The sequence below is a fragment of the Paenibacillus sp. FSL P2-0089 genome (assembly GCF_038595095.1).
In the GTDB taxonomy this organism is placed as follows: Bacteria; Bacillota; Bacilli; order Paenibacillales; family Paenibacillaceae; genus Paenibacillus_AQ; species Paenibacillus_AQ silagei.
Window position 1 is genome coordinate 4,423,711 of sequence record NZ_CP152006.1, and the last position, 26,800, is coordinate 4,450,510.

Annotated in this window: 21 protein-coding genes; 11 read left to right on the forward strand and 10 right to left on the reverse strand. The window is 50.9% G+C overall.

What is annotated here, in order from left to right:
- Positions 1-84: 84 nt before the first annotated feature.
- The 5 genes from NST69_RS18565 to NST69_RS18585 all read right to left on the reverse strand — a co-directional run bounded on the left by NST69_RS18565 (position 85) and on the right by NST69_RS18585 (position 5,838).
- A complete protein-coding gene (locus tag NST69_RS18565) occupies positions 85-2,028 on the reverse strand; it encodes an ABC transporter permease (protein WP_342546815.1) in 1,944 nt (647 codons plus the stop codon).
- On the reverse strand, positions 2,025-2,780 hold the full coding sequence (locus tag NST69_RS18570) for an ABC transporter ATP-binding protein (protein WP_036733135.1): 756 nt from the start codon (positions 2,778-2,780) through the stop codon (positions 2,025-2,027). The genes NST69_RS18565 and NST69_RS18570 overlap by 4 nt, the downstream gene beginning before the upstream one ends.
- Before the next feature lie 98 nt (positions 2,781-2,878).
- Positions 2,879-3,883 (reverse strand): sensor histidine kinase, encoded by a 1,005-nt coding sequence (locus NST69_RS18575; protein WP_342546816.1) that lies wholly within the window; start codon positions 3,881-3,883, stop codon positions 2,879-2,881.
- Positions 3,880-4,569, reverse strand: a complete 690-nt coding sequence (locus NST69_RS18580) for a response regulator (protein ID WP_342546817.1) — start codon at positions 4,567-4,569, stop codon at positions 3,880-3,882. The genes NST69_RS18575 and NST69_RS18580 overlap by 4 nt, the downstream gene beginning before the upstream one ends.
- Positions 4,570-4,743: 174 nt before the next feature.
- Positions 4,744-5,838 (reverse strand): isochorismatase family protein, encoded by a 1,095-nt coding sequence (locus tag NST69_RS18585; RefSeq protein ID WP_342546818.1) that lies wholly within the window; start codon positions 5,836-5,838, stop codon positions 4,744-4,746.
- A 135-nt stretch (positions 5,839-5,973) separates the two neighbouring features.
- Here NST69_RS18585 and NST69_RS18590 point away from each other — a divergent pair, with 135 nt between their 5' ends.
- From NST69_RS18590 to NST69_RS18615, 6 genes are all read left to right on the forward strand, one after another.
- Positions 5,974-6,210 carry a DUF6199 family natural product biosynthesis protein gene (locus tag NST69_RS18590; protein ID WP_342546819.1) on the forward strand — a complete coding sequence of 79 codons (237 nt, stop codon included), beginning with the start codon at positions 5,974-5,976 and terminating at the stop codon, positions 6,208-6,210.
- Positions 6,211-6,288: 78 nt separating this feature from the next.
- Entirely contained in the window at positions 6,289-6,801 is a 513-nt protein-coding gene (locus tag NST69_RS18595) for an AraC family transcriptional regulator (RefSeq protein WP_341167844.1), read from the forward strand.
- A 277-nt stretch (positions 6,802-7,078) separates the two neighbouring features.
- Positions 7,079-8,185, forward strand: a complete 1,107-nt coding sequence (locus NST69_RS18600) for an ArsR family transcriptional regulator (protein WP_341167843.1) — start codon at positions 7,079-7,081, stop codon at positions 8,183-8,185.
- A gap of 29 nt (positions 8,186-8,214) precedes the next feature.
- Positions 8,215-10,056, forward strand: a complete 1,842-nt coding sequence (locus NST69_RS18605; RefSeq protein ID WP_342546823.1) for an ABC transporter ATP-binding protein — start codon at positions 8,215-8,217, stop codon at positions 10,054-10,056.
- On the forward strand, positions 10,053-11,894 hold the full coding sequence (locus NST69_RS18610; protein ID WP_342546824.1) for an ABC transporter ATP-binding protein: 1,842 nt from the start codon (positions 10,053-10,055) through the stop codon (positions 11,892-11,894). The genes NST69_RS18605 and NST69_RS18610 overlap by 4 nt, the downstream gene beginning before the upstream one ends.
- 82 nt (positions 11,895-11,976) lie before the next feature.
- Positions 11,977-12,312 carry a hypothetical protein gene (locus NST69_RS18615; RefSeq protein ID WP_342546827.1) on the forward strand — a complete coding sequence of 112 codons (336 nt, stop codon included), beginning with the start codon at positions 11,977-11,979 and terminating at the stop codon, positions 12,310-12,312.
- 58 nt (positions 12,313-12,370) lie between these two features.
- On the opposite strand, the gene NST69_RS18620 is transcribed toward NST69_RS18615, so the two are convergent.
- From NST69_RS18620 to NST69_RS18635, 4 genes are all read right to left on the reverse strand, one after another.
- The gene (locus NST69_RS18620; RefSeq protein WP_342546828.1) at positions 12,371-18,217 is read right to left on the reverse strand and encodes an S-layer homology domain-containing protein; all 5,847 of its coding nucleotides are present in this window, start codon (positions 18,215-18,217) and stop codon (positions 12,371-12,373) included.
- Entirely contained in the window at positions 18,214-18,525 is a 312-nt protein-coding gene (locus NST69_RS18625) for a hypothetical protein (protein ID WP_342546830.1), read from the reverse strand. The genes NST69_RS18620 and NST69_RS18625 overlap by 4 nt, the downstream gene beginning before the upstream one ends.
- Positions 18,526-19,181: 656 nt before the next feature.
- A complete protein-coding gene (locus tag NST69_RS18630; RefSeq protein WP_342546832.1) occupies positions 19,182-19,862 on the reverse strand; it encodes a hypothetical protein in 681 nt (226 codons plus the stop codon).
- 182 nt (positions 19,863-20,044) lie between these two features.
- Complete coding sequence (locus tag NST69_RS18635; protein ID WP_076084873.1) at positions 20,045-20,599, reverse strand: hypothetical protein; 555 nt, start codon at positions 20,597-20,599, stop codon at positions 20,045-20,047.
- Positions 20,600-20,865: 266 nt separating this feature from the next.
- Here NST69_RS18635 and NST69_RS18640 point away from each other — a divergent pair, with 266 nt between their 5' ends.
- The 4 genes from NST69_RS18640 (at position 20,866) to NST69_RS18655 (ending at position 24,541) form a co-directional block, all read left to right on the forward strand.
- Positions 20,866-21,360 carry a sigma-70 family RNA polymerase sigma factor gene (locus NST69_RS18640; RefSeq protein ID WP_342546835.1) on the forward strand — a complete coding sequence of 165 codons (495 nt, stop codon included), beginning with the start codon at positions 20,866-20,868 and terminating at the stop codon, positions 21,358-21,360.
- Positions 21,361-22,356 (forward strand): anti sigma factor C-terminal domain-containing protein, encoded by a 996-nt coding sequence (locus NST69_RS18645; RefSeq protein ID WP_342546838.1) that lies wholly within the window; start codon positions 21,361-21,363, stop codon positions 22,354-22,356.
- A 185-nt stretch (positions 22,357-22,541) separates the two neighbouring features.
- Entirely contained in the window at positions 22,542-23,186 is a 645-nt protein-coding gene (locus NST69_RS18650; RefSeq protein ID WP_342546839.1) for a hypothetical protein, read from the forward strand.
- 407 nt (positions 23,187-23,593) lie between these two features.
- Positions 23,594-24,541: a serine hydrolase gene (locus NST69_RS18655; protein WP_340951808.1), complete on the forward strand. Its 948-nt coding sequence runs from the start codon at positions 23,594-23,596 to the stop codon at positions 24,539-24,541.
- Between the two features lie 912 nt (positions 24,542-25,453).
- On the opposite strand, the gene NST69_RS18660 is transcribed toward NST69_RS18655, so the two are convergent.
- Positions 25,454-26,212, reverse strand: a complete 759-nt coding sequence (locus tag NST69_RS18660) for a CPBP family intramembrane glutamic endopeptidase (RefSeq protein WP_340951804.1) — start codon at positions 26,210-26,212, stop codon at positions 25,454-25,456.
- 167 nt (positions 26,213-26,379) lie between these two features.
- On the opposite strand from NST69_RS18660, the gene NST69_RS18665 reads away from it, so the two are divergent.
- Entirely contained in the window at positions 26,380-26,757 is a 378-nt protein-coding gene (locus NST69_RS18665) for a hypothetical protein (RefSeq protein WP_036733098.1), read from the forward strand.
- Positions 26,758-26,800 lie beyond the last annotated feature (43 nt).

The following is a 26,800-nucleotide window of genomic DNA, read 5'->3' on the forward strand; positions in this document are numbered from 1 at the left end:
GAACTTTTGGATGAAATCAGCAGTAGTATAATCCTCTAAAAAGAAAAAGGACAGCCCCAAGGCTATCCTCATCAGTACATATCTTTACAGTGACTCCCGGATTACCCGCTTGTAATACAGGACGGACAGGATGCCGAAGATCGAATACAGCACGGTATAGACCCCCATAACGACGAACATTGGAGTCAGCATTTCGGTCCCGAAGAAAAACCAGCCGGATTTCACCGCAAAGTAACTGTGGCACAGCCCGACAATCAGCGGAATACCGAAATTGAACAGCTGCTTGAACTGGATGCCGCGCAGGAGATCCCCTTGGGTGAAGCCCAGCTTGCGCAGGATCGTATATCCCTCCCGCTCCTCCTCGCTCTCATCCATTTGCTTGAAATAAAGAATACAGCCGGAGGTGATCAGGAACGTCAGGCCCAGGAAGCCGACAATGAACATAATGAGGCCCATATTGGTCCGCTGGTTGAACTCAAATTCATATTGCGAGAAGCTTTGCAGCTCCGGCTTCTGCTGCTTATAAATCTCATAAGCCTGCTTGGCCTGCGAGGACCCGGTAAGATTGATACCGTAATAGATTCCTTCGCCGCTCACTCTTTTTTGCTCATCCGGATCTTTATGCTGAAGCAATTCCTGGAAGACTGAATCATCCACCACGAACACCCCCAGAACACCTCCGCCAAAATAATACGGCAGAACAGTCTCCTCTGACAATCCTGCGAGCTGCTGCTTCATAACACCATCCTTGGTGGAGAAGGCGAGTTCCCCCTTGTTCTTGAGCTGATGCATGGTTTGCTTCGTAGTTGTGTATCCCATAATCCGTACCTCGCCCGGCTGCAAATCCATGTTTTTCAGACTGCTCTCACTAATCACGGTAGCCAATAGACTGGTGTCATTGTTGGAGAAATTTTTAGTATCCAGGACCTCCTTAAGATCCACCTCTACCTGCACCGTTGGAATCTCCAGAGTGGTATAACCTATGCCGGCCTTGTCGAGCGCCTCCCGGAATCCGGCCTCATCCGCCTTCTGAAGGAAGCCGTAATCATGCGGCGAGCTCTCGCGCGCGGAGGACTCCACCGAATAATATGAGATATAGCTCAGAGAGAGCAGGCCGATCGCCAGCGCGGATACCGTGGTGATGACCGTCAGCAGCAGGGCATTCGATTTCATCCGGAACATAATAGAAGAGAGCGATAATACCTCCCGAATGGACAGGTAGCCCTTCTTCCTGCGGCGGATGAGATTGAAGAGGAAGCTGACCGAGCCTTTGTAGAACAGATAAGTCCCGATAATCACCAGTGCGAGGATAGCAATCATCGCATACATCAATCCGCCCATGCCCGTGAATTTGCCGCTGAACAGCTCCCCGGAGATATAGTATCCTCCACAGATACTGATCATCCCGAGCACGCCGATCACAACCTCCCACAGCGACATTCTCTGAATGCGCGTCTGGGAAGTGGCCGTAGCCTTGAATAGCGACAGAATGCTCTGGGCCCGGATGAAGGTGTAATTCATAATCATAATCAGCACGTACACGGCGGCAAAAACCAGCACCGTCCGCTGCAAAGCCTCGGGGGAAAAGCGCAAGGCCGCCAGCTGTTCGACCTCCAGGATTTTGAACAGAATCATCAGGATCAGCCGCGACATCACGAACCCTGCACCGATCCCCGCGAACATCGATCCGAAATATAGAATCAGATTCTCGGCGCTCAGCAGCACGAAGATTCTGCTCTTGGTCAGCCCGATCAGCTGAAACAGCCCGATCTCCTTACTGCGGCGCTTGATGAAGATAGTGTTCGCATACAGCAGGAAGATGGCCACAATCGCAACCAGCAGCACTGAGGACGCGCCAATGGCTGCCCCGCCTTTGATTGAACCGCTGACCTCGTGCATGGCCGGGTCGAACTGCAGCGTCACGAAAGAGAAATACAGGGCCACACTGAAAATAAGAGCAAAAACGTAAAGATAATAGTTCTTAATGTTCTTTTTGAGGTTCCGCAGGATAATATAATTCAGGCTCATTGTGTGACACCGCCAAGTACGCCCTGGGTGCTGATAATATCACCCAAGAAGGATTGCCGCGATTCCTCCCCCTTGTTCAGCTGGGTGTAGATTTGCCCGTCCCGGATGAACACCACGCGGCTGCAGTAGCTGGCGGCCACGGCATCATGCGTAACCATGACAATGGTAGCTTCACGCTTGCTGTTCATGGCAGCCAGCTTGTTCAGCAGATCGGACGCAGATTTGGAATCCAAGGCTCCCGTCGGCTCATCGGCAAAAATAATACTCGGATCATGCACGAACGCCCGTGCCGCAGACGTACGCTGCTTCTGCCCGCCTGAGATTTCCGCCGGATATTTATCCTTCAGCTCATAGATTCCCAGCTCGCCCGCTACCTGGTCGAATTTCTGGTGCGCCTCCTTCTTGGACATGCCTGTAATCGATAGCGGCAGCATGATATTCTCCTTGACGGTCAGCGTGTCGAGCAGATTATAATCCTGGAAGATGAACCCGAGGTGATGCTTGCGGAACTCGGCGAGCTGCTTCTCCTTCATCCCGGTGAATTCCTTGCCCTCAATTTCGATCGTGCCCTTGCTTACCCGGTCAATGGAGGACAATACGTTCAGAAGCGTCGTTTTGCCGGACCCGGACGGACCCATGATTCCTACGAACTCACCCTTGTCCACCTGAAGATCAATACCGCTCAGGACTTCCTGTTTATTGAATTTGTTGCCATAGGTTTTATAGATTTTGTTAGCTTGCATGATAAGCATCTGTTCCCCACTCCTTTTCTATAGCTCTATCATAAGCGGGTGGATGATCATTTTCCTGCGCTTCGCCGAACAAATGGAACAGGCATGTGACACTATTGTCACATGCCTGTTAGCCGCTGAAAGTCATTCTCCCTTGGAAAAGTTAACGTAAACACACTCCCCTGCCCAAGCACGGAAGCAGCGTGAAGTCTGATCTGCAGCGGCTCCGCAACCTGCCGGGTCAGATACAGCCCCATGCCGGTGGCTGCCCCCTCCTGGCGGAAGCGCGATGAGGTGAAGCCCTTATCATAGATGCGCGGCAGATCCCTGGGATCTATCCCCTGTCCGCTGTCTTCAATGACAAGCACGACATGGCCGCCCTCTTCTCGGCTCCGGATGAGGATATCGGAGGCTTCGCTGTATTTCACGGCATTGGTCAGGAGCTGTCTGAGCATGAAGGCCAGCCATTTGCCGTCTGTCAGCACGGTCTCGGCCTCAAGCTCTACGTCGAACCCGATGCGTTTGGAGATGCACCAGGATTTCAGTGCCCGTATCTCCTTATTAAGGATAGGGGCAAGACTGACCTTTTCAATGAACAGATCATTACGGATGAAGGGAATCCGCTTCTGATGCAGCTGCTGGTCGAGCAGATGGTGAATGCGCAGCCATTCGTACATCATCTGTCTTTGCAGGGTCTCGTCCGGCAGGCGCTCTATCATGAGCTGCATGGCAGTAAGCGGGGTCTTGACCTCATGGATCCAGGCCAGCAGCTCGTCCTTCTCCGATTCCAGCAGCTGGACATTCATGAAGGATTCGCGCTTGTAGCGGTCTGTCTGGGCGCTTACCGCCTCATGGACCAGCCGCTCCATCGGACTACCGGGATCGAGGACCGCCTGCAGCTCATAGATCTGATCCCAGGAGGCAAGGCTCTTATAGAACCGGGTCTCCCGGGAATAGCGCAGGAAGACGAAGGCCAGACAGAGCAGCGTATTCAGCAGTACAATGTATAGGACTGGCAGCAGCGGTATGGCAGAGTCAATAAAGGCCACGAAAATAATAATCAGCTGGAGGGCGGCCAGCAGGAGCAGCCAGCTCCGCTTCTCGGTGATGTATTTCCTTATCATTCTGCCGCCTCTTCAGTCGCTATATACCCTTGCCCCACCTTAGTCTCTATGTAGGCATCCAGACCGAGCGGCTCCAGCTTCTTGCGCAGCCGGTTCACGTTCACAGTCAGCGTATTATCGCTGACAAAATGCTCGTTGTCCCACAGGCTGGTGATGATCTCCTCACGTTCCACAATACTGTTCTTGCGCTCCAGCAGGATTTTGAGAATCATCATCTCATTCTTGGTCAGCAGGGCCGCTCCCCCGCTGCCCGTGACCGTATTCTTCACGAACTCAATCGCCGCTCCGCGCCAGGTCTTCAGCTCCGTGCCTTCCTTGGCGTAATTATAGACCCGGCGGAGGATGGCCTGAATCTTGGCAATCAGCACCTCGAAATGGAACGGCTTCTGAATGAAATCATCGGCCCCAAGCTGCATCGACATCACCATATCGCTAGGATGGTCCCTGGAGGAGAGGAAAATAATCGGCACCTTGGAGTGGCTGCGCAGAATCCGGCACCAGTGGAAGCCGTCGAACTGCGGCAGCTGGATATCAATCACTACCAGGTCGGGCTTTACCTCCGAGAACTCCTGCAGTACCTTACCGAAATTTGTAATCCCGTACACCTCATAGGACCATTGGGCAAGCCTCTCCCTGATCTCCCCGAACAGGGTGATATCATCTTCGATTAGCATTATTTTGAACACAAAGGACTCTCCTTCAGAAGAAATACTATCGCACTATTATACTTCACATCGCTGAATTGACAAAGGTTGGGACATGTCCCGTCTTTCCTGGTCCAGAACCGCAGGGAGCTTCGATTTATCTTAAGTGTACCTCAAACCGCCGCAATCCGTTAAGTTGAAGATGTACCTTATGGCTTATTTCAGTCCTGCTGCGATTTCTTCGCTAGTCCGGATACGTCCTATTCGCGGGAAGATCGTCCGGCAGACATAATCATGCTCTTCCCTTGTGCCTGCTGTCATCGCGTCCTCTGCGAATACTTGCTGATAGCCCAGCTGATAGGCTTCTCTGGCTGTAGTATCCACGCCAATGCTGGTGGAGATGCCGCAGAGTACCAGGCTCTGAATGCCGCGGAGTCTCAGCTGCAGGTCCAGATCGGTGCCGAAGAAGGCTCCCCATTGCCGTTTCGTAACCGTGTACGTATTCTTGAATCCGGCAAGATCCGGTACAATCTGATCCCAGCCTTCAGGATAATTCACCGGTGCTGCTACGGAATCGGTCACAACTCTGACCATATCCCTGCCATCCAGGCTGGATACCCTGACAAGCACCACAAAGGCGCCTTTCTGTGTAAAAGCATCCACCAGCTTTACCGCATTCCCTATCACCTGATCAGCTGTATAAGGAGCAGCCTGACGGCCGCTTGCGGCGATGCACAGCTGTACCAGCCCGGCCAGCTCCGGCAAGGTTACAGTAGTGCAGACATGCTCCTGCATGTACCCGATGAGCTTCTCAACCTTCAGGGAGGTGGAGAAATTCTGATGACTCCGCTTGTTGTTCTGGTAAATGGCAATCAGGAGCTGCTGCAGTGCTGTCTTCGCGGCAAATTCATATCCGGGCAGCTTGGCATTCCAGCCTTCAACCAGTCTGCTGAAGCTCTCTTCAATCTGATAATAATCCTTCAGATCCTGCGCGGTGTGCAGCGGGAGCGTCTCCGGCTGTTCTCCCAGTGACCACTGTCCCTCCATCAGCTGGACCTGTGCATAACTGAAATGTACAGCCAAGAAGTAGATCGGGTCCTCCAGATCGAACTCTATCGAATGAAATACACCGGGGCGGATATAGAACAGCATTCCTGCCCTGAACGGATGCTTCTTATGGTCCACCATCACACTGCCCCGTCCCCCAGTGACCAGGATCAGCTCATGATGATCAAGGGTCCGGGCAATCCGCTTCGAATAGGTCCGTGTATCCTTGAATCTTCTGAAGTATTTGTCCCTCCGTATGTCCAAGTTCAATCTATATAGTATAACAATGCGCTTCACTCGCTAGTTCAGTGCATTCATTTTTGCTTATTATAAAACTTTCCTAAGCCAAGTGACGTATTAGTTATTAACGGCTGAAATTTTGAACATACAGGGGAGCTGATGATCATCGGAACTTTTGATGGAATTATCATATTGCTGTTAGGAATCGGAATCAATGCGTTTGGACTATATGTCCGCCGGAATCCCACCTTCACCTGGCAGGCGAGTGAGAGCTGGAAAACGAAGGGCGACGGGGAGCCCAGTGACGCCTATATCAGCTCCATGCGCTTCAGAGGAGCAGTTGCCCTATGGATCGGATCCTTCGTTATGGTAATGGGGATATTGAACCTGTTGTAGCACTCCCTTATAACGAAGCAGCTTCCTTCATCTTCGTCATAGTCATTACGGTGATCGGTTTCCGGCATTGACTATATCATGCTGTATATCAAGCCTGCCCGGATGGCAGAAATTCTGGGCAAACAGGAATTGCGTTTCACCGCTCCTATCGTATATGACAGGGAGCTGGCGCAGAGTATCTGTACTCTCAGTCACGCTGTCCAGAGCGGGGCCGACGAGTCACTGGGCAGCGAAATGCTTATTCAGCTGGTTAGCCTCTTGTCCCATACGGAAATACAGACCGCGCAGCGGATTGACAATGCTTTTGTCGCCAAAGCCAAAGAAATGATGTACTTCAGCCTGGACCACGTACTGAAGCTCGGCGACCTTGCGCGGGAGTTCAACCGGTCCAAATACCAGTTCATCCGCGAGTTCAAAGCCCATACCGGAACCTCACCCTATCAATTCTTCCTGAACTGCAAGGTCGAGCATGCCGGACAGTTCATCGAGAAGAATAAGGATATCTATGCCGCTGTGGCCGAATTCGGCTTCACGGACCTGACCCATCTGAACCGGCATTTTAAAAGCGTCTTCCGCAATTACAGCTTATGAGTATATGTCGCAGTTGACATAACTGTTCCCTGTCTCCTCATTAAAACTCTTCCAAAGCCGCAACTCGGCGGTCGAACTGACTCATCCAAGTCCTGTGTAGGACTTCCGGTGAGGCAGTTTTTTGGCGTTCCACCCGTTAGCTGAATGAAACTCATCTAATTCCTACTTTACAAACTCCAGTTTTTAGCTTATTTTAACATTAAGTAAAAATTGAATGTTACTTATAAATAATTAATATTCAATTTTTTTAAAAATAAAATATAATCGGGAGGAACAAATGAACTATTCTTTGCAAGAGACACTACTGAAAAATATCCGTTTTGCGTACAACGAGGCGATTGAGTTTATTGTTTCCATGGGAATGTTGGCCTGTGAGGATCAGCTGGCAGATCTGGCAGCGGAATATAAAATCGAAATTGATGAGCTGCTGGGGACTTATTTTGAAGATGCCCGAAAGTTATTGTCACCTCATTTCACTCGTGAGCTGATGTTTTTTTTCCGTCACAACTTTTTTCATAATGCTCTGGATTTCCCGCTATATGAATCCGCCTGTTCCTATCCAGAAGCGCAGACTGCCGAAGAATGGATCAACCGACTGGAGGATAGCCCCGCTGAGCATATCGTTTCAGAGATGGTATATGGCGTCTACCACGATAATTTGGAGGCATTGCTGAAGGGCAACGATTGGGAGGTGGTCAAAAAGGATCTCAATAAACTCTTAGAACTTGCTTCGGACACGCAACCTCAGCCTGAGGTGGTAGAAGCCCATGGTCCGCTGCTTGAATGCCTTGCGCGTCCGCAAGAAACCAAGCTGCGTTACATACAGCTCCTGCGTCAGTTCCATCAGGATGTTTTCATTCAATGGAAAGACCGGATTCAAGCAATTTCTGAACAGGCCTCACTCCGTTATGAGACACAGTTCCGTAGTAACCCGGAGGTTTTTATTCGTGAACTTCATAAGAATGAGCCTGCAATCTTTGACTTTCCTGCCACCTTCCATGTCAGCTTTGTTTCACAGGTGAACAACAGCTTCTACAATTTCCATACGGAAACCGGGCAGATAGGCTGGGTCATCTTCGGCGTACACAATGACCGCGTATACGGACCCGTTGCCGACCGGGAGAAGACCGAGCTGTTCCTCAAGGCCTTCTCGGATAAACGACGCCTGGATCTCCTTCTTCTGCTCAAACAGCGGCCGCACTATGGTAAGGAAATCGCAACTGCGCTTGGCATCACACCTGCAGCTGTGAATTATCATGCCAACTTCCTGTTTTTCCTGGATCTTTTGGACATCGAACGGGTAGATCACCGCCTGTATTATGTGCTCAGAACCGATACTTTGCGCAATCTGCTTGCCTTAACAACAAAAGTCATGCTGGATTAAGACCCAATTATTAACTGGAGGGGTTCCCCTTGGATCGGACCACTAATACCGGAGCAGTACCACTAGATAAACAGCCCGCCGCTGCCCAAAATATCTTTATCCGTTTGCTGAAGCTAGGCAAGCCTTATACTGGCTGGTATATCATCCTTTGTTTTTTTGCAGCCATCATCTCACTTACAAACATAGGTTTTGCTGAAACTCTACGGCGTATTATTAATGCGGCTACACACCATGACACTTCCGGTCTTGCAGCCGCGATGACTCTTGCCGTTGTCATTATAGTTATTGATGCTGGAGTCCACTTTCTGAATACATATCTCTCAGGACTGCTGGAGATCAAATCCACCTCCAGGCTTCAGGTCTCACTGCTGACAAGATTGATGAACGTTCAGATGAAAGAGCTAGACCGTTATCATTCCGCCGATCTGATCAGCCGGATGAACGATTCTGTACCAGCCGCCCAGCAAGGAATTAACAGGAAGACCATCGAACTGATCAGCAATCTATTGCAAATCGCATTTCTGCTGACTTATCTTCTGTCTCTGCAGTTTGTTCTAACCTTGGGTACTATACTCATCTGTTCGCTGGTCCCGCTGGTCATGCTTCCCTTTACCTTCCGGCTTCGCAAGATGAATGAGCAGCGCCAGAGTATCGAGAGCGAACAACAGGCATTCGTTCAGGATTCGATACAGGGCGCTGAGGTCGTGCGTGCCTTCTCCCTTGCTTCCCGCCTGCTAGGGCAGTTCAACCATAGAGTCCGACAATTTAACACCGTTCACTTGTCAGTATCACGAGTTGAAGCCGTAGGCTACAATATGCCTCTGGCTGTTACCCTCGGCGGATTGCTCTATGTCCTCTCTTATGGTGGCTACCTGGTAGTCGGAGGCCGGCTTGATGTAGGGGCCGTTGCCGCTTTTCTTATCTGTTTTGAGCAAATTTCTAACCCGATATCCAAGCTTGCCAATCTATGGACTGAATTACAAGCTTCACTGGCACAAGGTAAACGTTTATTTGAGATTATGGATCTGCCCTTAGAAGGCGAGAGGCCGGCTAATACAGACGCTGCAGACCAGCACCCTGAAGCATGGACTGAAGATAATCAGCCTGTAGCCGGTCAGTTGCCCCTTATATTCCGTAATGTCACCTTCGGGTACGGACAACACAATGTATTATCCGGCATCCATCTGCGGATTGAGCCCGGAAAGGTAACTGCCTTTGCAGGTGCCAGCGTCAGCGGCAAGAGCACCATTCTTCAGCTAATGCTTGCAGCTTATGTGCCTGATGGAGGGAGCATTCATCATGGCGGCATGCCTTTACATACGATTCCACCGCATAGCTGGCGCAGACATATCGCCTACGTATCCCAGGAGCCTTATCTATTCTCCGGTACACTATACGAGAATATTGCCTGGGGGCGACCCGAAGCGTCACGTGAAGAGGTTATCTCTGCTGCCAATAATGCGGGTATCCACAAGTTCATTATGGGAACCCCCCTGCAATATGAGACGACTATCGGTGAAAGGGGGCTTACTTTATCAGGGGGTGAACGTCAGCGGCTATCCATTGCCCGGGCCTTCGTCCGTGAACCAGGGCTGTTGCTGCTTGATGAGCCTACCGCTGCCCTTGACAGCCATAATGAGGAGGTTGTTCAGCAGGCTTTGCAGGTGCTGATGATGAACCGGACCACGGTGGTGATTGCCCATCGGCTGTCAACCATCAGGCATGCGGATCATATTTACTTCATGGAAGCAGGAGCGATTGTTGAACAAGGAACCCATGGGGAGCTGATGGCCATGCAAGGCAAGTACCAAGCCATGGCCCAGGCAGGTGTCCAGACAGAGGTGATTGCCGGAGGAGGATTACAAAAATGAATGATAATTCATCTTTAACTAGCCGAATCCGGCTTCGGGAAGCGCTCAAGCGGCTATTCCCTTATGTCAAGCCATACCGGCTCGGATTTCTGACAGCTGTGGTATTGCTCACAGCCAAGCTTGCCCTGGATGTCGGGTTTGCCACGATTCAGCAGGTTTTCATTGATACTATTAACAATACCGATATGCTGTCCTTGACAAGGATAACCGTAATTTGTTCCCTGGCTTGTCTAGTGACTATCATCTGTCTTATGCTGCAGCATTACCTCCGCTTCACCGTTCACAGCCGTATGTCCTGGGATTTCCGGGCAAAGCTTTTTGATACCAGTCATCGGCTGCCTTACAGCCAGCTGGAAGCTATGCACTCCGGCGATCTGACCTCTCGTAATACTAAGGATGTGGGTGCAGCCATGGGAATGATCAGTAGTCTGGTTTACGATCTGGGTTATAATCTATTGCTCTGCTTGGTAGCATTTCTGTACTTAGCCAATATGGATGTATGGCTCGCACTGCTTGCACTTGGCACGGGACCCGTGGTCTTTCTGTCAGGACGTTTCTTTGACCGCAAACTGCGCAAGCTGTTCACGCAGATCTATGCCCAGGAAGCCCTGTTACGGGGAATTCTGCAGGAGACTACCCAAGGGATGAAGGTCGTCCGTTCATTTTCACTGGAGAATATGCTGCTCAGCAGGTATGCCACTGAACGCGGAAAGCTGAACCAGCTTCAAAAGCAAAGAACCCTGCTGAATGCCCTGCTCTGGCATTCTTCCGCTTTCATCAACAACGCTGTAATGATCAGCTGTGCTGTACTTATTGCAAGATCAGCGATGCGGGGAGAGACCACAGCAGGTGAAGTGCTTGCCTTCATCCTCCTGATGGGACGAGTTCAATGGCCGTTCGTCGAAATGTCGCAGACCTGGGGCGGGGTACAAGAATCACTCGGTGCAGCTGATCGTGTATTTGAAATTCTTGATACTACTCTGGAAGGTGAAGTCTCTACATACAGTAACCGCTTCTCTTCCCCTGGAGAAGTTGCCATTGCTGAGGAGAGTGTATTAAGTATACAAGGGCTGTGCTATAGCTTCGCTGGGCCGCAGTCCAAGGAGAGGGCCGGCTTATCAGAGATTAATCTCCAGCTAAAGCATGGCGAGACCGTCGCTATTGTCGGACCAAGCGGCTCGGGTAAAACAACCCTAGTGCGCTTATGCTGCGGACTGTACGAACCGCAAGCCGGCAGTATCAGCGTGTGCGGTAATGCCGTAAACGGTCAGTTGGAAGAGGCCCGCCGGATGATCTCCTATGTACCGCAGAACCCCTACTTATTCGCCGGCAGTATCCGGGAGAATATTGCATTCAGCGTGGCTGAGGCAAGTGACGGGGAGATACGAGAAGCCGCCCGTTTGGCAGGTGCAGATGAATTTATCATGCGTCTGCCGGAAGCCTATGACACGATGATTGGTGAACATGGCTCCTCCTTATCCGGTGGTCAAAGGCAACGTCTGGCCATCGCCAGAGCATTCCTGCGTAATGCACCGCTGCTACTGCTGGATGAAGCCACATCAGCACTTGATAATGAGTCCGAACGGCTGGTGCAGCAATCACTCGAACGGCTAATGACAGACAGGACCACCCTCGTGATAGCCCACAGATTGTCAACGGTACGGGATGCCTCACGGATCATAGTTCTTGACCAGGGGACCATCGCCGAAGAAGGGACACATGATGCACTTCTGGAGCACAACGGACTCTATGCTAGCCTCTACCATAAACAATTCAGCTCTACAAAGGCCGGGACCATGGGTTCGGCACTACTAACAGAATCTCTTACTGCAGAATGACTCGAAGTCTATCAACATTCCTCCTTTGGAAATTTATCTATTTACCCGGGACATAATCGACCCGCTCCTCCGGACATCTGTAATGATCTTAGTAACGGATACTTATGCTAATTCGCTGAACCGAACGAAAAAACTCCCCTTTGAAACGGTCATGCTGATCCTGATCTTCATGGGCGGTAACAGCCTCTATAAGGAACTGCTGGAATCGATTTTCTGGCCATGCAAGAGAACCTATTTTACCCGATTTCCTTTCGGGCAGTTCGTTTCCTCCTGCCCAGTGGCGCTTATGAAACCTTCATTACCAATCTGTTCGCATGAACATTTTTTGAAGTGGATCTTCCATCCGCTTTTTCTTCCTTATACCAAAAACAAAACGGCATGGGGTTTTTCCCCACACCGTTTTGGATTCCGTTTTTAATTCCAAACTTATCTTTAATTATCTTAATGACATTGAGGGCAGCCCTTCCTTTATAAGCTTACTGCTTGATAATCATCTCGCCGCCTTCCGGCCGGCTTGTATAGCTATGATCCTGAGAAGCTTCCTCGATTTGATGGAACGCCCAGTGGCTCGTCGGCACATCCGTCCATACTGGTATGCTCTCACCGTATAGCGGTCCTCTTTCCAAGATACGGTTAAACACAGTAACTCCCTCAGCACGGGTCAAGGCTTTGTTCGGCTGGAAGCTGCCATCCAGCATCCCTTCCATATAACCAGCGTCTTTCGTTTGGCCGATTGCTTGCTCTGCCCAATGACCAAGAGCGTCGTTATAGCTGTGTTTCCCTGTGCCCGTGAGTGATTTCCAGCGTGCAATGACAACTGCCATTTCCGCTCTGGTAATGCTCTGCTCCGGTCTGAAGCTTCCATCGGTCATGCCCTTCATAAGTCCGGCAGCAGTAACCTGACGAATGGCTTCTGCGGCCCAGTGGCTGCCTGCTACATCCGAATAACGGGCTGCTGTCCCTGTACCCTGCAGCTCCAGCACCCGGTACAGAATCATGGCTACCTGCGCCCGGGTCATCGCGTTCTCCGGCTTAAACGTTCCGTCCGGCATGCCCACCATATAAGCTTGGTGGCTTTCGGCACCCCCGTTATCCAGATTAAGAATGGTGAAGGTGCTGAACTTCCCGATGGTGAAGGTCAGGCCCAGCTTGTTGTCTCCATACGTTACAACTGCGGGCTTCACCAATTCCCGTTCTCCGTCACTGTGCTCAATGAACACAGCCAGCTTCGACAGATAAGCTTCCCTTGCACTTGCCTCTGCCGGTACATGACTGCTGTCGAGCGGCAGGGTGATTGTTACCGGGCGGCTGGTCATATTGGTCTCAATCGTAATTGGACGGTCCACCACGTAGACGTTGCCGTTGTTCAGTACCTTCCGGACAATCTCCTCTGTTCTGGCCCGTTCTTCTACCTGCTTGCGCTCGCTTTCCTGTTTGACAGGAACGAGGTGGAAATACAGATTCGGATTCAGTCCGTTAAGCGAGGCATTCGGAATGGTAATGATTCCGTTATCCGTATAGATTTCCAGGTTGAGTCCGGCTTCCTGCACAGCCTTCAGTGCAGCATCCGGCAGCTCCACACGGACATCTTTTACGACATCCTGTTTGTCCGGAATGACAATGCGTACGCTTGGCGAATGGGCAGCCAAGGTCTTTTCAACCGCTTCAAGAGCTTTGGCCGTTGTAAACGTCACTTTATCGCTCTTGCTGCCATCGTTGTTTGTCGTTCTTTCGATTTCTGTTTTGACAACAATTCCATAGCCTATGGCCTCAACATCTACTGTTATTCTCTCTATTACCGGCAGGGCCGGTGTAGGTGTGTTAGAAGGGACATAAGGCGTCTGGGAAGGCTCAGTAGGCTCAAAAGGTGCGGATTGGCGTCTCACGGTAACCGTGTACGTTTTTTCGCTGCCGTCCGTTTCCCGAACTACGATGGTTACGGTATTATCGCCTACATTCAGTGTCACCGCAGCACTTGCTTGCCCTGTCCCGGCAGCCTGGCCGTTAACCGTAATGGCCGCGTCCGGATGAGCGGCTGCCAATGTCAGTTGAAGCTCGGAGACCTTGTACTCCACATTAAGACTGTATTCGTACACACTCGCCGTCACATTGGGTTGAATCACACCTGCAGATGGCGTAATGCTTGCCAGAAAGCTCTTCGGAACCAATGCCCGGTAAGCCGCCTGCAATGCTTCCAGTGCTGCGTCCACTTCGGCCTGCGTGGCAGTAGCACTTGCCAGTACTGCTTGCGCGTCGGTCAGTATGGACTCGTAGCTCGTCCAGCTTGCTGACGTGTAGGTCTCCTTGTCCAGAATAGCGGACAAGTCCACTTCTGCTTGCAGCTTGCTCTTATCCACTACTGGCACCACTGGTTTCAGCACCAGCGCTTCACGCGCTGCGCTTAGCTCTGCCAGTGCCGTGTCCACTTCGGCCTGCGTGGCCGTCGCGTTACCCAGCACCGCTTGCGCAGTCGTCAGCTTGGACGCGTAACTCGTCCAGCTTCCAATGGTGTAGTCTTCCTCATCCAGCTCGGAAGACAAATCCACTTCCGCTTGCAGCTTGCTCTTGTCTGGTTTCAGCACCAGCGCTTCACGCGCTGCGCTTAGCTCTGCCAGTGCCGTGTCCACTTCGGCCTGCGTGGCCGTCGCGTTACCCAGCACCGCTTGCGCAGTCGTCAGCTTGGACGCGTAACTCGTCCAGCTTCCAGGTGTGTAGTCTTCCTCATCCAACGTAGAAGACAAATCCACTTCCGCTTGCAGCTTGCTCTTGTCCACCACTGGCTTCAGCACGAGCGCTTCACGCGCTGCGGTCAGCTCCGCCAGTGCCGTGTCCACTTCGGCCTGCGTGGCCGTCGCACTCACAAGCACCGCTTGCGCGGTGGTCAGCTTGGACTCATAACTCGTCCAGCTTCCAGGTGTGTAGTCTTCCTCATCCAATGTGGAAGACAAATCCACTTCCGCTTGAAGCTTGCTCTTGTCCACCACTGGCTTCAGCACCAGTGCTTCACGCGCTGCGGTCAGCTCCGCCAGTGCCGTGTCCACCTCGGCCTGCGTGGCCGTGGCGTTACCCAGTACCGCTTGCGCGGTGGTCAGCTTGGACTCGTAACTCGTCCAGCTTCCAGGTGTGTAGTCTTCCTCATCCAACGTAGAAGACAAATCCACTTCCGCTTGCAGCTTGCTCTTGTCCACCACTGGCTTCAGCACGAGCGCTTCACGCGCTGCGGTCAGCTCCGCCAGTGCCGTGTCCACTTCGGCCTGCGTGGCCGTCGCACTCACAAGCACCGCTTGCGCGGTGGTCAGCTTGGACTCATAACTCGTCCAGCTTCCAGGTGTGTAGTCTTCCTCATCCAATGTGGAAGACAAATCCACTTCCGCTTGAAGCTTGCTCTTGTCCACCACTGGCTTCAGCACCAGTGCTTCACGCGCTGCGGTCAGCTCCGCCAGTGCCGTGTCCACCTCGGCCTGCGTGGCCGTGGCGTTACCCAGTACCGCTTGCGCGGTGGTCAGCTTGGACTCGTAACTCGTCCAGCTTCCAGGTGTGTAGTCTTCCTCATCCAATGTGGAAGACAAATCCACTTCCGCTTGCAGCTTGCTCTTGTCCACCACTGGCTTCAGCACCAGCGCTTCACGCGCTGCGGTCAGCTCCGCCAGTGCCGTGTCCACCTCGGCCTGCGTGGCCGTGGCGTTACCCAGTACCGCTTGCGCGGTGGTCAGCTTGGACTCGTAATTCGTCCAGCTTCCAGGTGTGTAGTCTTCCTCATCCAATGTGGAAGACAAATCCACTTCCGCTTGAAGCTTGCTCTTATCCACCACTGGTTTCAGCACCAGCGCTTCGCGCGCTGCAGTCAGCTCCGCCAGTGCGGTGTCCACCTCGGCCTGCGTAGCCGTGGCGCTCGCCAGCACTGCCTGCGCGGTGGTCAGCTTGGACGCGTAGTCCGTCCAGCTTCCAGGTGTGTAGTCTTCCTCATCCAGCGTGGAAGACAGATCCACTTCCGCTTGAAGCTTGCTCTTATCCACCACTGGCTTCAGCACGAGCGCTTCACGCGCTGCGCTTAGCTCTGCCAGAGCCGCGTCCACTTCGGCTTGCGTGGCCGTGGCGTTACCCAGCACCGCTTGCGCGGTAGTCAGCTTGGACTCGTAACTCGTCCAGCTTCCAGGTGTGTAGTCTTCCTCATCCAGTGTGGAAGACAAATCCACTTCCGCTTGAAGCTTGCTCTTGTCTGGTTTCAGCACCAGCGCTTCACGCGCTGCGCTTAGCTCTGCCAGAGCCGCGTCCACTTCGGCTTGCGTGGCCGTCGCGTTACCGAGCACCGCTTGCGCGGTGGTCAGCTTGGACTCGTAACTCGTCCAGCTTCCAGAGGTGTAGTCTTCCTCGGCCAGCGTGGAAGACAAGTCCACTTCCGCTTGCAGCTTGCTCTTGTCCACTACAGTAATTGTTTTGGAGGCCATGTTGGTTTTTCCGTTTTTGGCCGAAGTCACTTCTACCGTGTATTTGCCATACGGCAGTGCAGCTTCCGGCTTAAAGCTCCATGTGCCATCCGCATTCACAGTAACTGCGGGAGTCCCGATGGTTTGACCGTCCTCATCTTTGATGACTGCCGTTACTGTAGCTCCAGGATCTGTCGTTCCCTGGAACTCCGGCTTGGGATCGGTTACCGTCTCCCCGCCCGGAGCTGTGATCTCAATTGCGGGCACGGGAAGATTAACCGTAATCCCCTTGGTGGCAACTGCAGATTTCACACCTTTGATTGCTGTCGCCTCAACGGTGTACTCCCCATCGTGTAAGTCGCTGCCTGGGGTGAACGACCATGTCCCGTCCGCTTCAACGACAGCATTTCCGCCTACGCCAGTTACGATCTGTCCATCTTTATCCCTGATTACAATTGCTACCGCAGAACCCTCTTCAGCCTCTCCTGTAATCTCAGGTTTAGGTACATTGACCGGACTTCCCGCAGGCTGGGTGATCTTAAGTGAATCAATGAATTGATCCCTTGGACTCACCGTAAACGGCTTAGCAGGAGCTCCGTAAGTGCTCTTGAGCGAACCCGTGCCATCATAGGCTACGTTAACCGTTTTCCCTTTAACATCCGTTCCCTCAGGCAGTGTCAAAATCAGCTTCTTGGAATCGGCAGAGTCCACTCTGTAGGTGAGGCTGCCTATAGGCACGGCTGTGCCTCCAATCTGAACACTGAAGCCTGCCAAATTGCCCGTGGTCATCTCCTGGTCGAAGGCCAGCACGATCTCATGCCCATCCTCCGCAATTTGTTCCAGCAGTGCATACTGAAGCTCAGGAGCCTCTGCTGCAAAAGTGAAGTATTGTCCATCCTTCAACGTCAATTTGACAGCATAATGAGCTGCATTGCCAAGCTGGATCGGATTTAGAGCATACTCAGTAGCTTGTGAGAAATCGGTGTCGCTGTCACTCACCAACAGCTTTACCTTTTCCGGTGCAGCCGCAGCAGGGATAGCGATCTCCACCTCTCCCACATCTCCATTATTCTGAACCTTCCAGATCCGCTGGGCCAGATACCAATCCGTCGAGCCACGCTGCTCAGTGAACTTAAGCAGCTTGCCGTTATCGCCCCAGATGAGGTATTGCCTGTTCGCAAGCGCAGCCGTATTTCCGCTGTTTGCTTCAGCAAGTCCGCCCAGACCGATTGCGACTTGTGTGTCTTTATTAATGCTCCGGCTCTGTTTCTGGTTCAATTCCTCCAGATTATCTTTGCCGAGGCCCGCCACGTTGTGATGATAAGCCGCGTTGGCTGTTTTGTTCCACAAGAGAGCACCATCTGTACCGATATAATCATGGTTTAAGGTGATGCCATATTTTACAGCCAGATATGTCTCAATCTTCGCTGCATCAGCACTTGTAATCGTGTCATATAGAATAATTTCCGCCACTTCCGCATTCAGACCTGACCAGTTATACTGGGCAGGCGCATTAGTCGCTCCAATGGAAGGAGTGAATGAGAATGGGGTGAACGACCCTCCTGAAACACCTGTACTTTTCCCATCAATGCCAGCGGTATGACCCGGTTCTCCTATTTGATAATTCACAAGCTGATGCCTGTCCCTAACCGTGGAAGGAACATAACTATATACATTTGCCAGACCCGGACCGGTACTGACATTATTACCGTAGCCGCCCATAACGATTACACCGTTGGAACTCTTTTGATCCGAACTGCCAACGAGAGCCCCTGCACTTCCATCCTCCGGCCATTTATACACCGTATACCCTGAGCGGAATGTAATCGCTTTATCACCCAGCAGCTTCGCCGACGAATTATAATGATATGCGCCTAAAGGATTCGCAAACTTCACACTCGGATATTCACTCCGCTTTCATTGTACTGCGGTACTTTTGCCCCATTAGGAAGGTCGAGCGTGAACGCCACAGGGTTAGGAGAACGATCCTGCCAGCCTGTCAATCCTCCATTTGCAGCCGACGCCCCATCATCAGCCTTCAGCCATAATACCGGCTCCTGAACACTACCGCCCGGAGTACCGCTGGCCGCTTCTGCCTTCGACGCTGCACCTGCCGCCGAGAAACCGCTGGCCACCAGTGTCAGCGACAGCAAGGCTTTTGCCGGCCTGCTCCACCAGCCTTTTCGTTTTGCATGAGATTCCATTGTTAACTTTCCGCCCCTTCTATAGTCCTTGTCTACAACTCGAGGAGCTAAAAGGCAGACGGTTCCTTTTGGTAAATCACCATCTCGAGTTCCAAACAGAACTCTTTGTAATAGAAATACAAGTCTGGCCATTCGAAATCTGCAAATTTCTGAATCCATATGCAAGCTATGCTATCTTCCGTCAACAACAGTGCTGTCCTCTTCACTACCAGCACTCCAAGATCGCTCTCTGAATCCCTCCTTTGGCTTGCCATGTAAGAACTGCTGACAGTCTGTCAGACTGCTCAAGGGGAGAAAACTGACGTTCAATCCCTACATTCAACGGGCGCCAGTTCCCGGACCTAAGCTATCCTGGCACACAGAGTTGTGCCTCCAATCATGTTAATAAGGGCATGTGAACAAAATCTGAACATTTTCGACAAAATGGTGGTTTTTTATACCAAAATCTCATATCTCCCGATGAAATATGCGCTAAAACACTAGAAAATGATTCGAATTATATTTTTGTCATTTATTTTTGTCACATCTGCCGATAAAGATTTTTACAGACAAAAACTCCGGCAGTCCGCATAAATGCAGATCCGGAGTCTTCGTCATTCTTCCCTATCATAAATACCAGAACTAATCGCTCTACGCCAATCCTATACATGAATGATTCACTTGCTTGAATCTATTGTCCCACTGCCCCGGACATCTGTAATTACCTTGGTAACAATAATCTTCCCGGCCTGATCCAGTCCTTCGATTTCGAACGGAACGCCCGCCGTCGCCGCTTGAAAAGCAAACCAAATCGTCCGGCCCTGCGACGTCTGAATCAGCTTTGCCTCGGACTTATCGGTCCCGGTCTGCTTTTGCTGAACGATGATCTGCTGAATGGACGGGTCTAGTACCTCACCGAACACCATAGGAAACGGAGTGGAGATTTGCTCCAGCTCTGGCAGCCTCATATAATTCATTGCCGACACGGAAGGGTCTCCGTCCATCCCGTAGCCCGCCCCCCAGACCCACTTCCAGCCGATCCAGGTTTTGCGGACATATTCGACTTGAAGATTGCTGCGGTCCTGATCACCCGAACGGGTCAGAAAAACAAGCTTCCCCCTGCCAACAGTCTCCTCATGTACCACCGTCATGGAATCAGACTCACGGAATAACCGTACGGCCTCCTCCGGACTTGAGCCCAGAGGAATCTGGAGCGACTGATTCATTCCCAATGAGCTGGACATCCGCTGGTCCGACCACCCGCCGGGTCTTTCATACATATATAACAATAAATAGAGTACCGCTACAGAAGCCAGAATCACTCCCGCAGCCATCCCCCATCTCCGTGTAGTTTTCATGAGAGCATCTCCCGTCCCGATTGTTTGCGCTTACAACAGCTTCCATTTAACTATAGATGATTTCGGTCCAGATTACAAAATCCCCCCATAACATATAAAAAGCCTGTAGCGCAAGCCCCTACGGGATCCTGTCTACAGGCTGTATTTCATTATAGTATTGAATGGATTCCAATATACTTATTTTATTTTACTTCAGTAGCTCCGGTAACTTTACCTTCAAGCACAGCCGTTGCCTTCACATCTTCGCTGGAGAAGTACAGGTTGCCGTCGATTGTAGCATCCTTATACAGGTTGAAGCCGTTAGCTTCTACATATACATCACCTTTGATCGTACCGCCTTGAACGCGGAAGTTCTCGCTCTGTACAGTTACTTTTGGTGCTGTAAGGGTGTAAGTAGCTGTAACTTTGTGGTCTGCATCCTGTGCGTACAGGGCCAGCTTGCGGTAAATCTCCTTGCTGGCATCGTTCTTGTCATGGAACTGGCCTGCTACCACTACATCCTTATCCACTGTCAGGTCGTTCAGAATAGCAACGATCCAGGTTCCTTTGTCGCTCACTGCACTAATGAAAGCATCTGCCTGGTTCACGATTGAAGCCGAGGTAACTGCATCTGTCTGTTCTGTTGCTGGTGCAGTTGTAGCTGCTGCCCCTTTGTCTGCATTGTTTTTATCCGATCCACAACCCGACAACAAAGCTACCGATACCCCTGCTACTACTAATACTTTAAATAATTTCATTTTAATTCCCCCTGTTTCTTTAAGTTAACTTTATTATATATTAAAATTTTATGAATACAACGTGATAATTTTCACGAATTTGTGTCTTTTTTCACAAACATTCATATTTACTCTCTCAACGTATCCGCCCTCTACTTCTATTACCCAATTGTTCCCACAGCCTGGGCAGATCGCCTTCAGCTATTGGAAATTAAGGAATACAGAATGTACAGGTTACTGTAAACTTTTCAAGGAGCTTGGCGTTGTATAGGGGAAGGGGGCAAGACATGGCCAAAGAAACCATTCATCACTTTCTGCAGCAAGCGGGAACTTTGCTATACCGGTACTTGAGGAAGCGCGGACTTGCCCGCGAGGACGCTGAAGATATCGTTCAGGACACCTGTTATAAATATCTGGTCTATCAGGACGGAATTGGCTCCAAGCAGGTTATGGGCTGGATGTTCCGTGTCGCGACGAATCAGTTCTATGACCTTAAACGAAAAGACAAACGCCATCCTACGGTTGATGTTGACGATATTCAGCTTTTTTCCTTGACCCATCTGCCGGAAATCCAGCTGCTGAGGCGGGAAACCGCACAGAATATCCGCGACACCCTTGCTTTACTCTCTGAGCAACATCAGGAGCTGCTGATTCTCAAATATGAGCTGAACCTTACTTACAAGGATCTCTCGTCCTTGTACGGTATGAATGAGAACACGCTCAAGACTCATGTCACACGCGCCAAAAACCAATTCATCAAACATTATAAGGAGGGTATTTAAATGGAACAGAATCAGGAGCAGGACCAGTTTATACTCGGAGGGAAAAAGGCTCAGCAGCTCATCAGAAAAGCCAGACTCCGCTCCACCCTGAAAACCATTGGAATCATTATGGTTGTGACCCCGGTTATACTTGCCGTTATTTGGTATGGCCTCTACCACTTAAGACTGAGCCAGGGAGACAAGGTACAATCTGAAATTCTCTGGAAAAACGAGATCAGTGCCCCAAATGTGCACATCAGCAACCAGTCATTGAAATTGGATAGCTTTGGAGGTGAAACATACAATCAGACTTACAAATGGCTGGGAAACCAACCTTATATTTGGGAGACCGTCGAGGAATCCTATAATTTATGGGGCCGATCCACCGGAAGATACGGCGCATCTGGAGCGATTTCGCCGCCGGAAAAGCTGCGTTCTTCCTCCTCATACCACCGTTACAACTCTGCTACCGGTGACCGGCAAATGGTCTTTTATCATCCTGAGATCCAGTATGATTCGTATGAGGACAGCATCAGTCTGCTGAAGCAGCTCGGAGATAATACATTGGTGGAGCTGGCCTTGTCTTTTGACCATGCCTACACGCTGGAGGAGACGCAGAAGCTTCTACCTGCCGGGCTGCAGCCTGTCTGGTTCTGGGCGGATGCCTATACTCCCTCTTATAAAAAATACCTGAAAGAAACGCACCAGACCATCGCAGCCGATTCGATGATCATCTACGGATTTCACGGAGAGCAGTTTGCCCCCTATGGCGGTGTGAACTCCTTCATTAACAGTGTCGAACAGCTGCGGAAGCAGGGCAAAAACTTCACATGGGAAGCAGATCAGGTTCATGAGAGCCTTGCCGGGGATAATGATATTCTGGAACCGGATGATATTACGATTATTGGTGTAGTCGTAACCGGTACTGCTAAACAGCTGGAAGCTCTGCAGAATCAGGCTTATATTAAAGGTTCTACCTTCGGTGTGGTCTTTAATGCAATAGCGCTTCCTAACTAAGCTGCGGCTAATAGAGATCTCCAGTCAAGGCGAAGCATGAATTGGACATCCATTCGTTAGACTGAGATAATACAGGGAAATCCATCAAAGGTGGTGTATGCAGATGCCGGCAACCTGGACATGTCATGCAAACAGAATCAGAGTATCCCCTACTGTTAACTAATCATTTACAGGGGGAATGAACAGTGAGAATTTCTGATCGGTTATTGAAGCAATATCTGAAGCATGTGTACTGGATCTGTGGAGGACCCTGCGGGGGTAAAAGCACTATGGCAGAGCTGATATCAACCAGGCGGGGAATGATTTTCTATTCTTCCGATGAGCATGCATTTGAATATAAGCAGCTGGCTAATCCGCAGGACCATCCGGCTATTCTAAGGTATTTCGTAGACTGGGAATGGTATTTCCTCGGTCAAGGCAACGACAGGAATCAGTGGCTGGTGTCTGCGGCGGAGGAAAGCATCGAATTCATCCTGCTGGAGCTGCTGCAGATGGGTAACAGCAAGCCGATAATAGTGGATACGGATATAGCCCCGGAGTTCCTGAAGAGTATAGCCGATAATAGGCAGATCGTGTACTTATATGCGGAGGATGAATTGATTCGCCGGGATTACTTCAACCGGGATCATGTGCGGGGAATGCTGGATCTTTTCCCTACCCTGTCAGACCCGGAACGCGCCAAGCGCGAGACACTGGACGGAATCATTGCGAATACCCGCAAATCTTTACAGCAAGCAAGACAGCAGCATGTCCCGTATTATATAAGAAATGCCCGGACCACCAAAGAAGAGATGCTCACCAAGATTGAGGCGCATTTCGGATTAGCATAATTGCTGGCTTGTCCCCCCTTCAAGTGCCATTCCCAGATGAAGCTGGAGTTGTTCATTCGGGCGTTTGGCAAGGCGTAACGGACTGAGGCGCACGTATTCCGGATGAAAGTCACCGCTTGGGCAAAGGAACGGACCCCATGGAGCTTATTCTTGGAATTTCTACTCTTAAACCTCTCGTAGAGAGACGATAAGGTCCACTCGGTCCGTTACACCGCAAAACGTGGTGTTTTCCGGGGAATAGGGTCTCTCAGGTCCGTTAAGAGCAAACTCGGCCGGGCGCCGTAGTTCCGTGGTTTGGAGTCTCCGGGATTCAACCCTATTCACAGAATTAAATCTGATATCTATTAGAACCGCACGGCCACCGTTCACGCGGTGGCTGTGTATATTACCGAAAGGAAAATTCCTCTATGAACTTGTCCACCCTATCAGCCGCGCTTGCGCCGCTGAATCTGCGGAGCTGTCTGATTCAGCAGCAAGGCAGGCTGATCTTCGAGCATTATAGAGATCAGCGCACGGCCTCCGAGCTGGCGAAGATCAACTCCTGCACCAAGAGCATCCTCTCTGCGCTGATCTGCATCGCCATGGACCAGGGGCTGCTGCCCGGCCCTTCGGCTCCGCTCAGCAGCTTCTTCCCGCAAGTCCTGCGCGATAAGGACGCACGAAAGCCGAACATTACGCTCGAACAGCTGCTGACTATGTCCGCAGGCTTCCGCTGGACGGAATTCGGCGGGGCCAATTCCTTCCCGAAGATGACCCGTTCCCCCCATTGGGTGAATTATGTGCTGGAGCAGCCGCTCGCAGATGAGCCGGGCACCCGGATGGAATACAATTCTGGAATCTCGCAGTTACTGTCTTCGATTCTGGTACAAGCCACAGGACAGAGCACAGCCAGCTATGCCGAACAGGTTCTCTTCGGACCGCTCGGCATCCGGGACTATGACTGGGAATCGGACCCCCAGGGCATCCATACCGGCGGCTTCGGTCTGAAGCTGCAGCCTGTAGACCTGCTGAACTTCGGACAGCTCTATTTGCAGCAGGGGATATGGAAGGATTCGCAGATTATCTCCGGCAGTTGGGCTGTACATTCGGTACAACCAGTCATGCACACGGAGCCTCCCCGCCACGGCGGATACGGCTGGCATTGGTGGACAGATGCCCTGTCCTGCAGCTCAGCAACCGGAGAATCCAGTCTGGTGGATTACTATTACGCCCGCGGGTATGCCGGACAATTCATATATGTAGTGCCGGAGCTTCAGCTTGTCACTGTGCTGACCCAGGATAACAAGCGCGGGAAGAATAATCCGCCGCCGGATGTGTTCCGTGACTATATCGTGCCTTTACTGGGATCTATTTAAGCTGGCTCCTTAGCTTACCGGCAGCATACCATAGCAGCGGACACAACAGATTGAAAAAGAGTGGAAACGGCTTTGCTTTGCCGTTCATTATGTACAGACGCACAAATCCCCGCTGCCTGATTGCTTAAGGCCCGGGGATTCATGTGTTGATTACGCTATTCAATTCAATCATTTCCTCCAAGTAACAAAAGCCATATCCCTGACATGGTGATTGTTCTCAATTTCATGTTCACTTCATGCTTCCGTGTTGCCCGTTCGCTCCTGTCCGGAGTGTTGCTCCATGTCCTGCATATGGGGTGGATTCCCGCGTACACGATTTCACGAAAAACGTTTTCACGGACGTTTTCCCTACTGTGAGGAATCGCAGTTGTACGCTTCGCTAACCTTTTTCATTGGAATCACGCTCTTTCTTCCGCAAGAGACTTCTCCTGCTTGAATGATAAGCTTCGTTCTTCTTCCAATTAAAGATTTGCTTCTTGGGTTCCCGCATACCCACGATCTGCCAGAAGGTGTTATCATCCACCTTCTTCATCAGCAGCCGATTCCGGCATGCTTCGCTAACGCTAGTACATCGGGGCTCTCTCCTTTCCTTCATTCATTGCTAAATTTAGGAATGAGACCATCACCTGCGGTACCACCTGTAATGCTTGGTGCTCTTGATGCTGTGGTTCCTGTGGTGATGTCTACATTATACCTGAGAAACGCTTAAATTTAAACTTTCAAAAACCTGCATATCCCCGCAGAATCTGCGATATTCCAGTAGGATTGCAAATAAAATGCCCATCTCTAAACATTGCTCCGTTTACGGATTATTTGCTCCCGTTAGCTGATCATTTTCATGTATGCGCTATCATTTCACATGAAAATGAATGGCCAGCCTGAGGAATTCCTTCCCCGGACTGGCCGGTGTGTCTACAGGGTGAAACTATGATTTCTGTGCTTGCGGCTGAATACCACGAGCAGATAAATTCCATAGAGCAGATACAGAATATTAAGAATGGAGACGATGAGTACCTCATGCTCCAGATTCTCATTGCTGACCATGGCCAGTGCATCGTAGATAAAATGGAACGCGATCAGCGGAACAATATTCCGGCCTGTCTCCATCAGCAAGGCGAGCACACAGCCCAGCAGCAGCGCATTGATAACCTGGAGAATCGTATGTATGATATCATTTCCGCCAAAGGCGTTGGCCATATGCAGAACCCCGAAGAAGATGGAGGAGAACACAATATAAAAGACCGGACCTTTGGATTTCAGAAGATTCCAGATCACCCCTCTAAAAATGGCTTCCTCAGTATAGCCCACCAGCAGGGTCATAATGACGATGCTGATTATTTCAGGCGCTCCCAGTTCAACGTTGATTCCATTCATCAGCGGCTGGGCCACCGCAATAATGAGCAGCGGGATGTAGAACAGCACCGCCCGGGACGGACCAGCCTCCAGCTTGCGGAAGCCGAAGCTGACGAGCGAAGAATCCTTTCTTTTCATATAAATGGTTACAATAATGCCCATAACCAGGAAGGCGCAGGCCTGGGCATTGCGTATCCCCATATCGCCGAACTCCTGAATGGTAGCGACAGCAGCGGCTATGGATACCATTAGAGTCAGGACTACTCCCCATACCAGCGAGTAAACGAGCGGATGTCTTTGTACAGCAGTGTTTTTCATTTCAGATCTCCTTTATAGTAGGCTAACGTATTGCCGCTTCAGGACAATAATGGTTTAATTTTATGCTATGATGCCAAATTATACGATATCTATATAATCTTCCAGTGGGCATTGCGGTCTGTACATGCTATAATCTCTGAATCCTACAATGAGAATGGAACAACAACATGAACAGTCCTATCAAGATCTTCAAAGTGACCGTGCAGCTGGAAAAGGATGAATATGGTCTTGAGGTTAGCCATTGGCGTCTGCTGGTGGAAACGAACCGCTATTATGAGATCAAGCCGGAGAGCGGACCGGTTAAACGGATCTACAAAGAAAAATTAAATACGGTAGTGGATGACACCAAATCCTATACAGATGGCTATCTGGCCTGTTCAGCGTTCTGTAACGAGGACCGTATAGATGATATGCATACTGAAATGCTGCATGCGCTCCAGCTTAAGATCAAGGCCTATATGGACGAGCTGCATCTGAACCAGCAGGCTCTTGAGCTGCAGTTCAACCGCCCGAAGCCTCTGAGAACCGAAGAACAGACCTCCTGACCGTGGCACTACAATAACAAATAACCGGAAGAGTCGCAGGCTT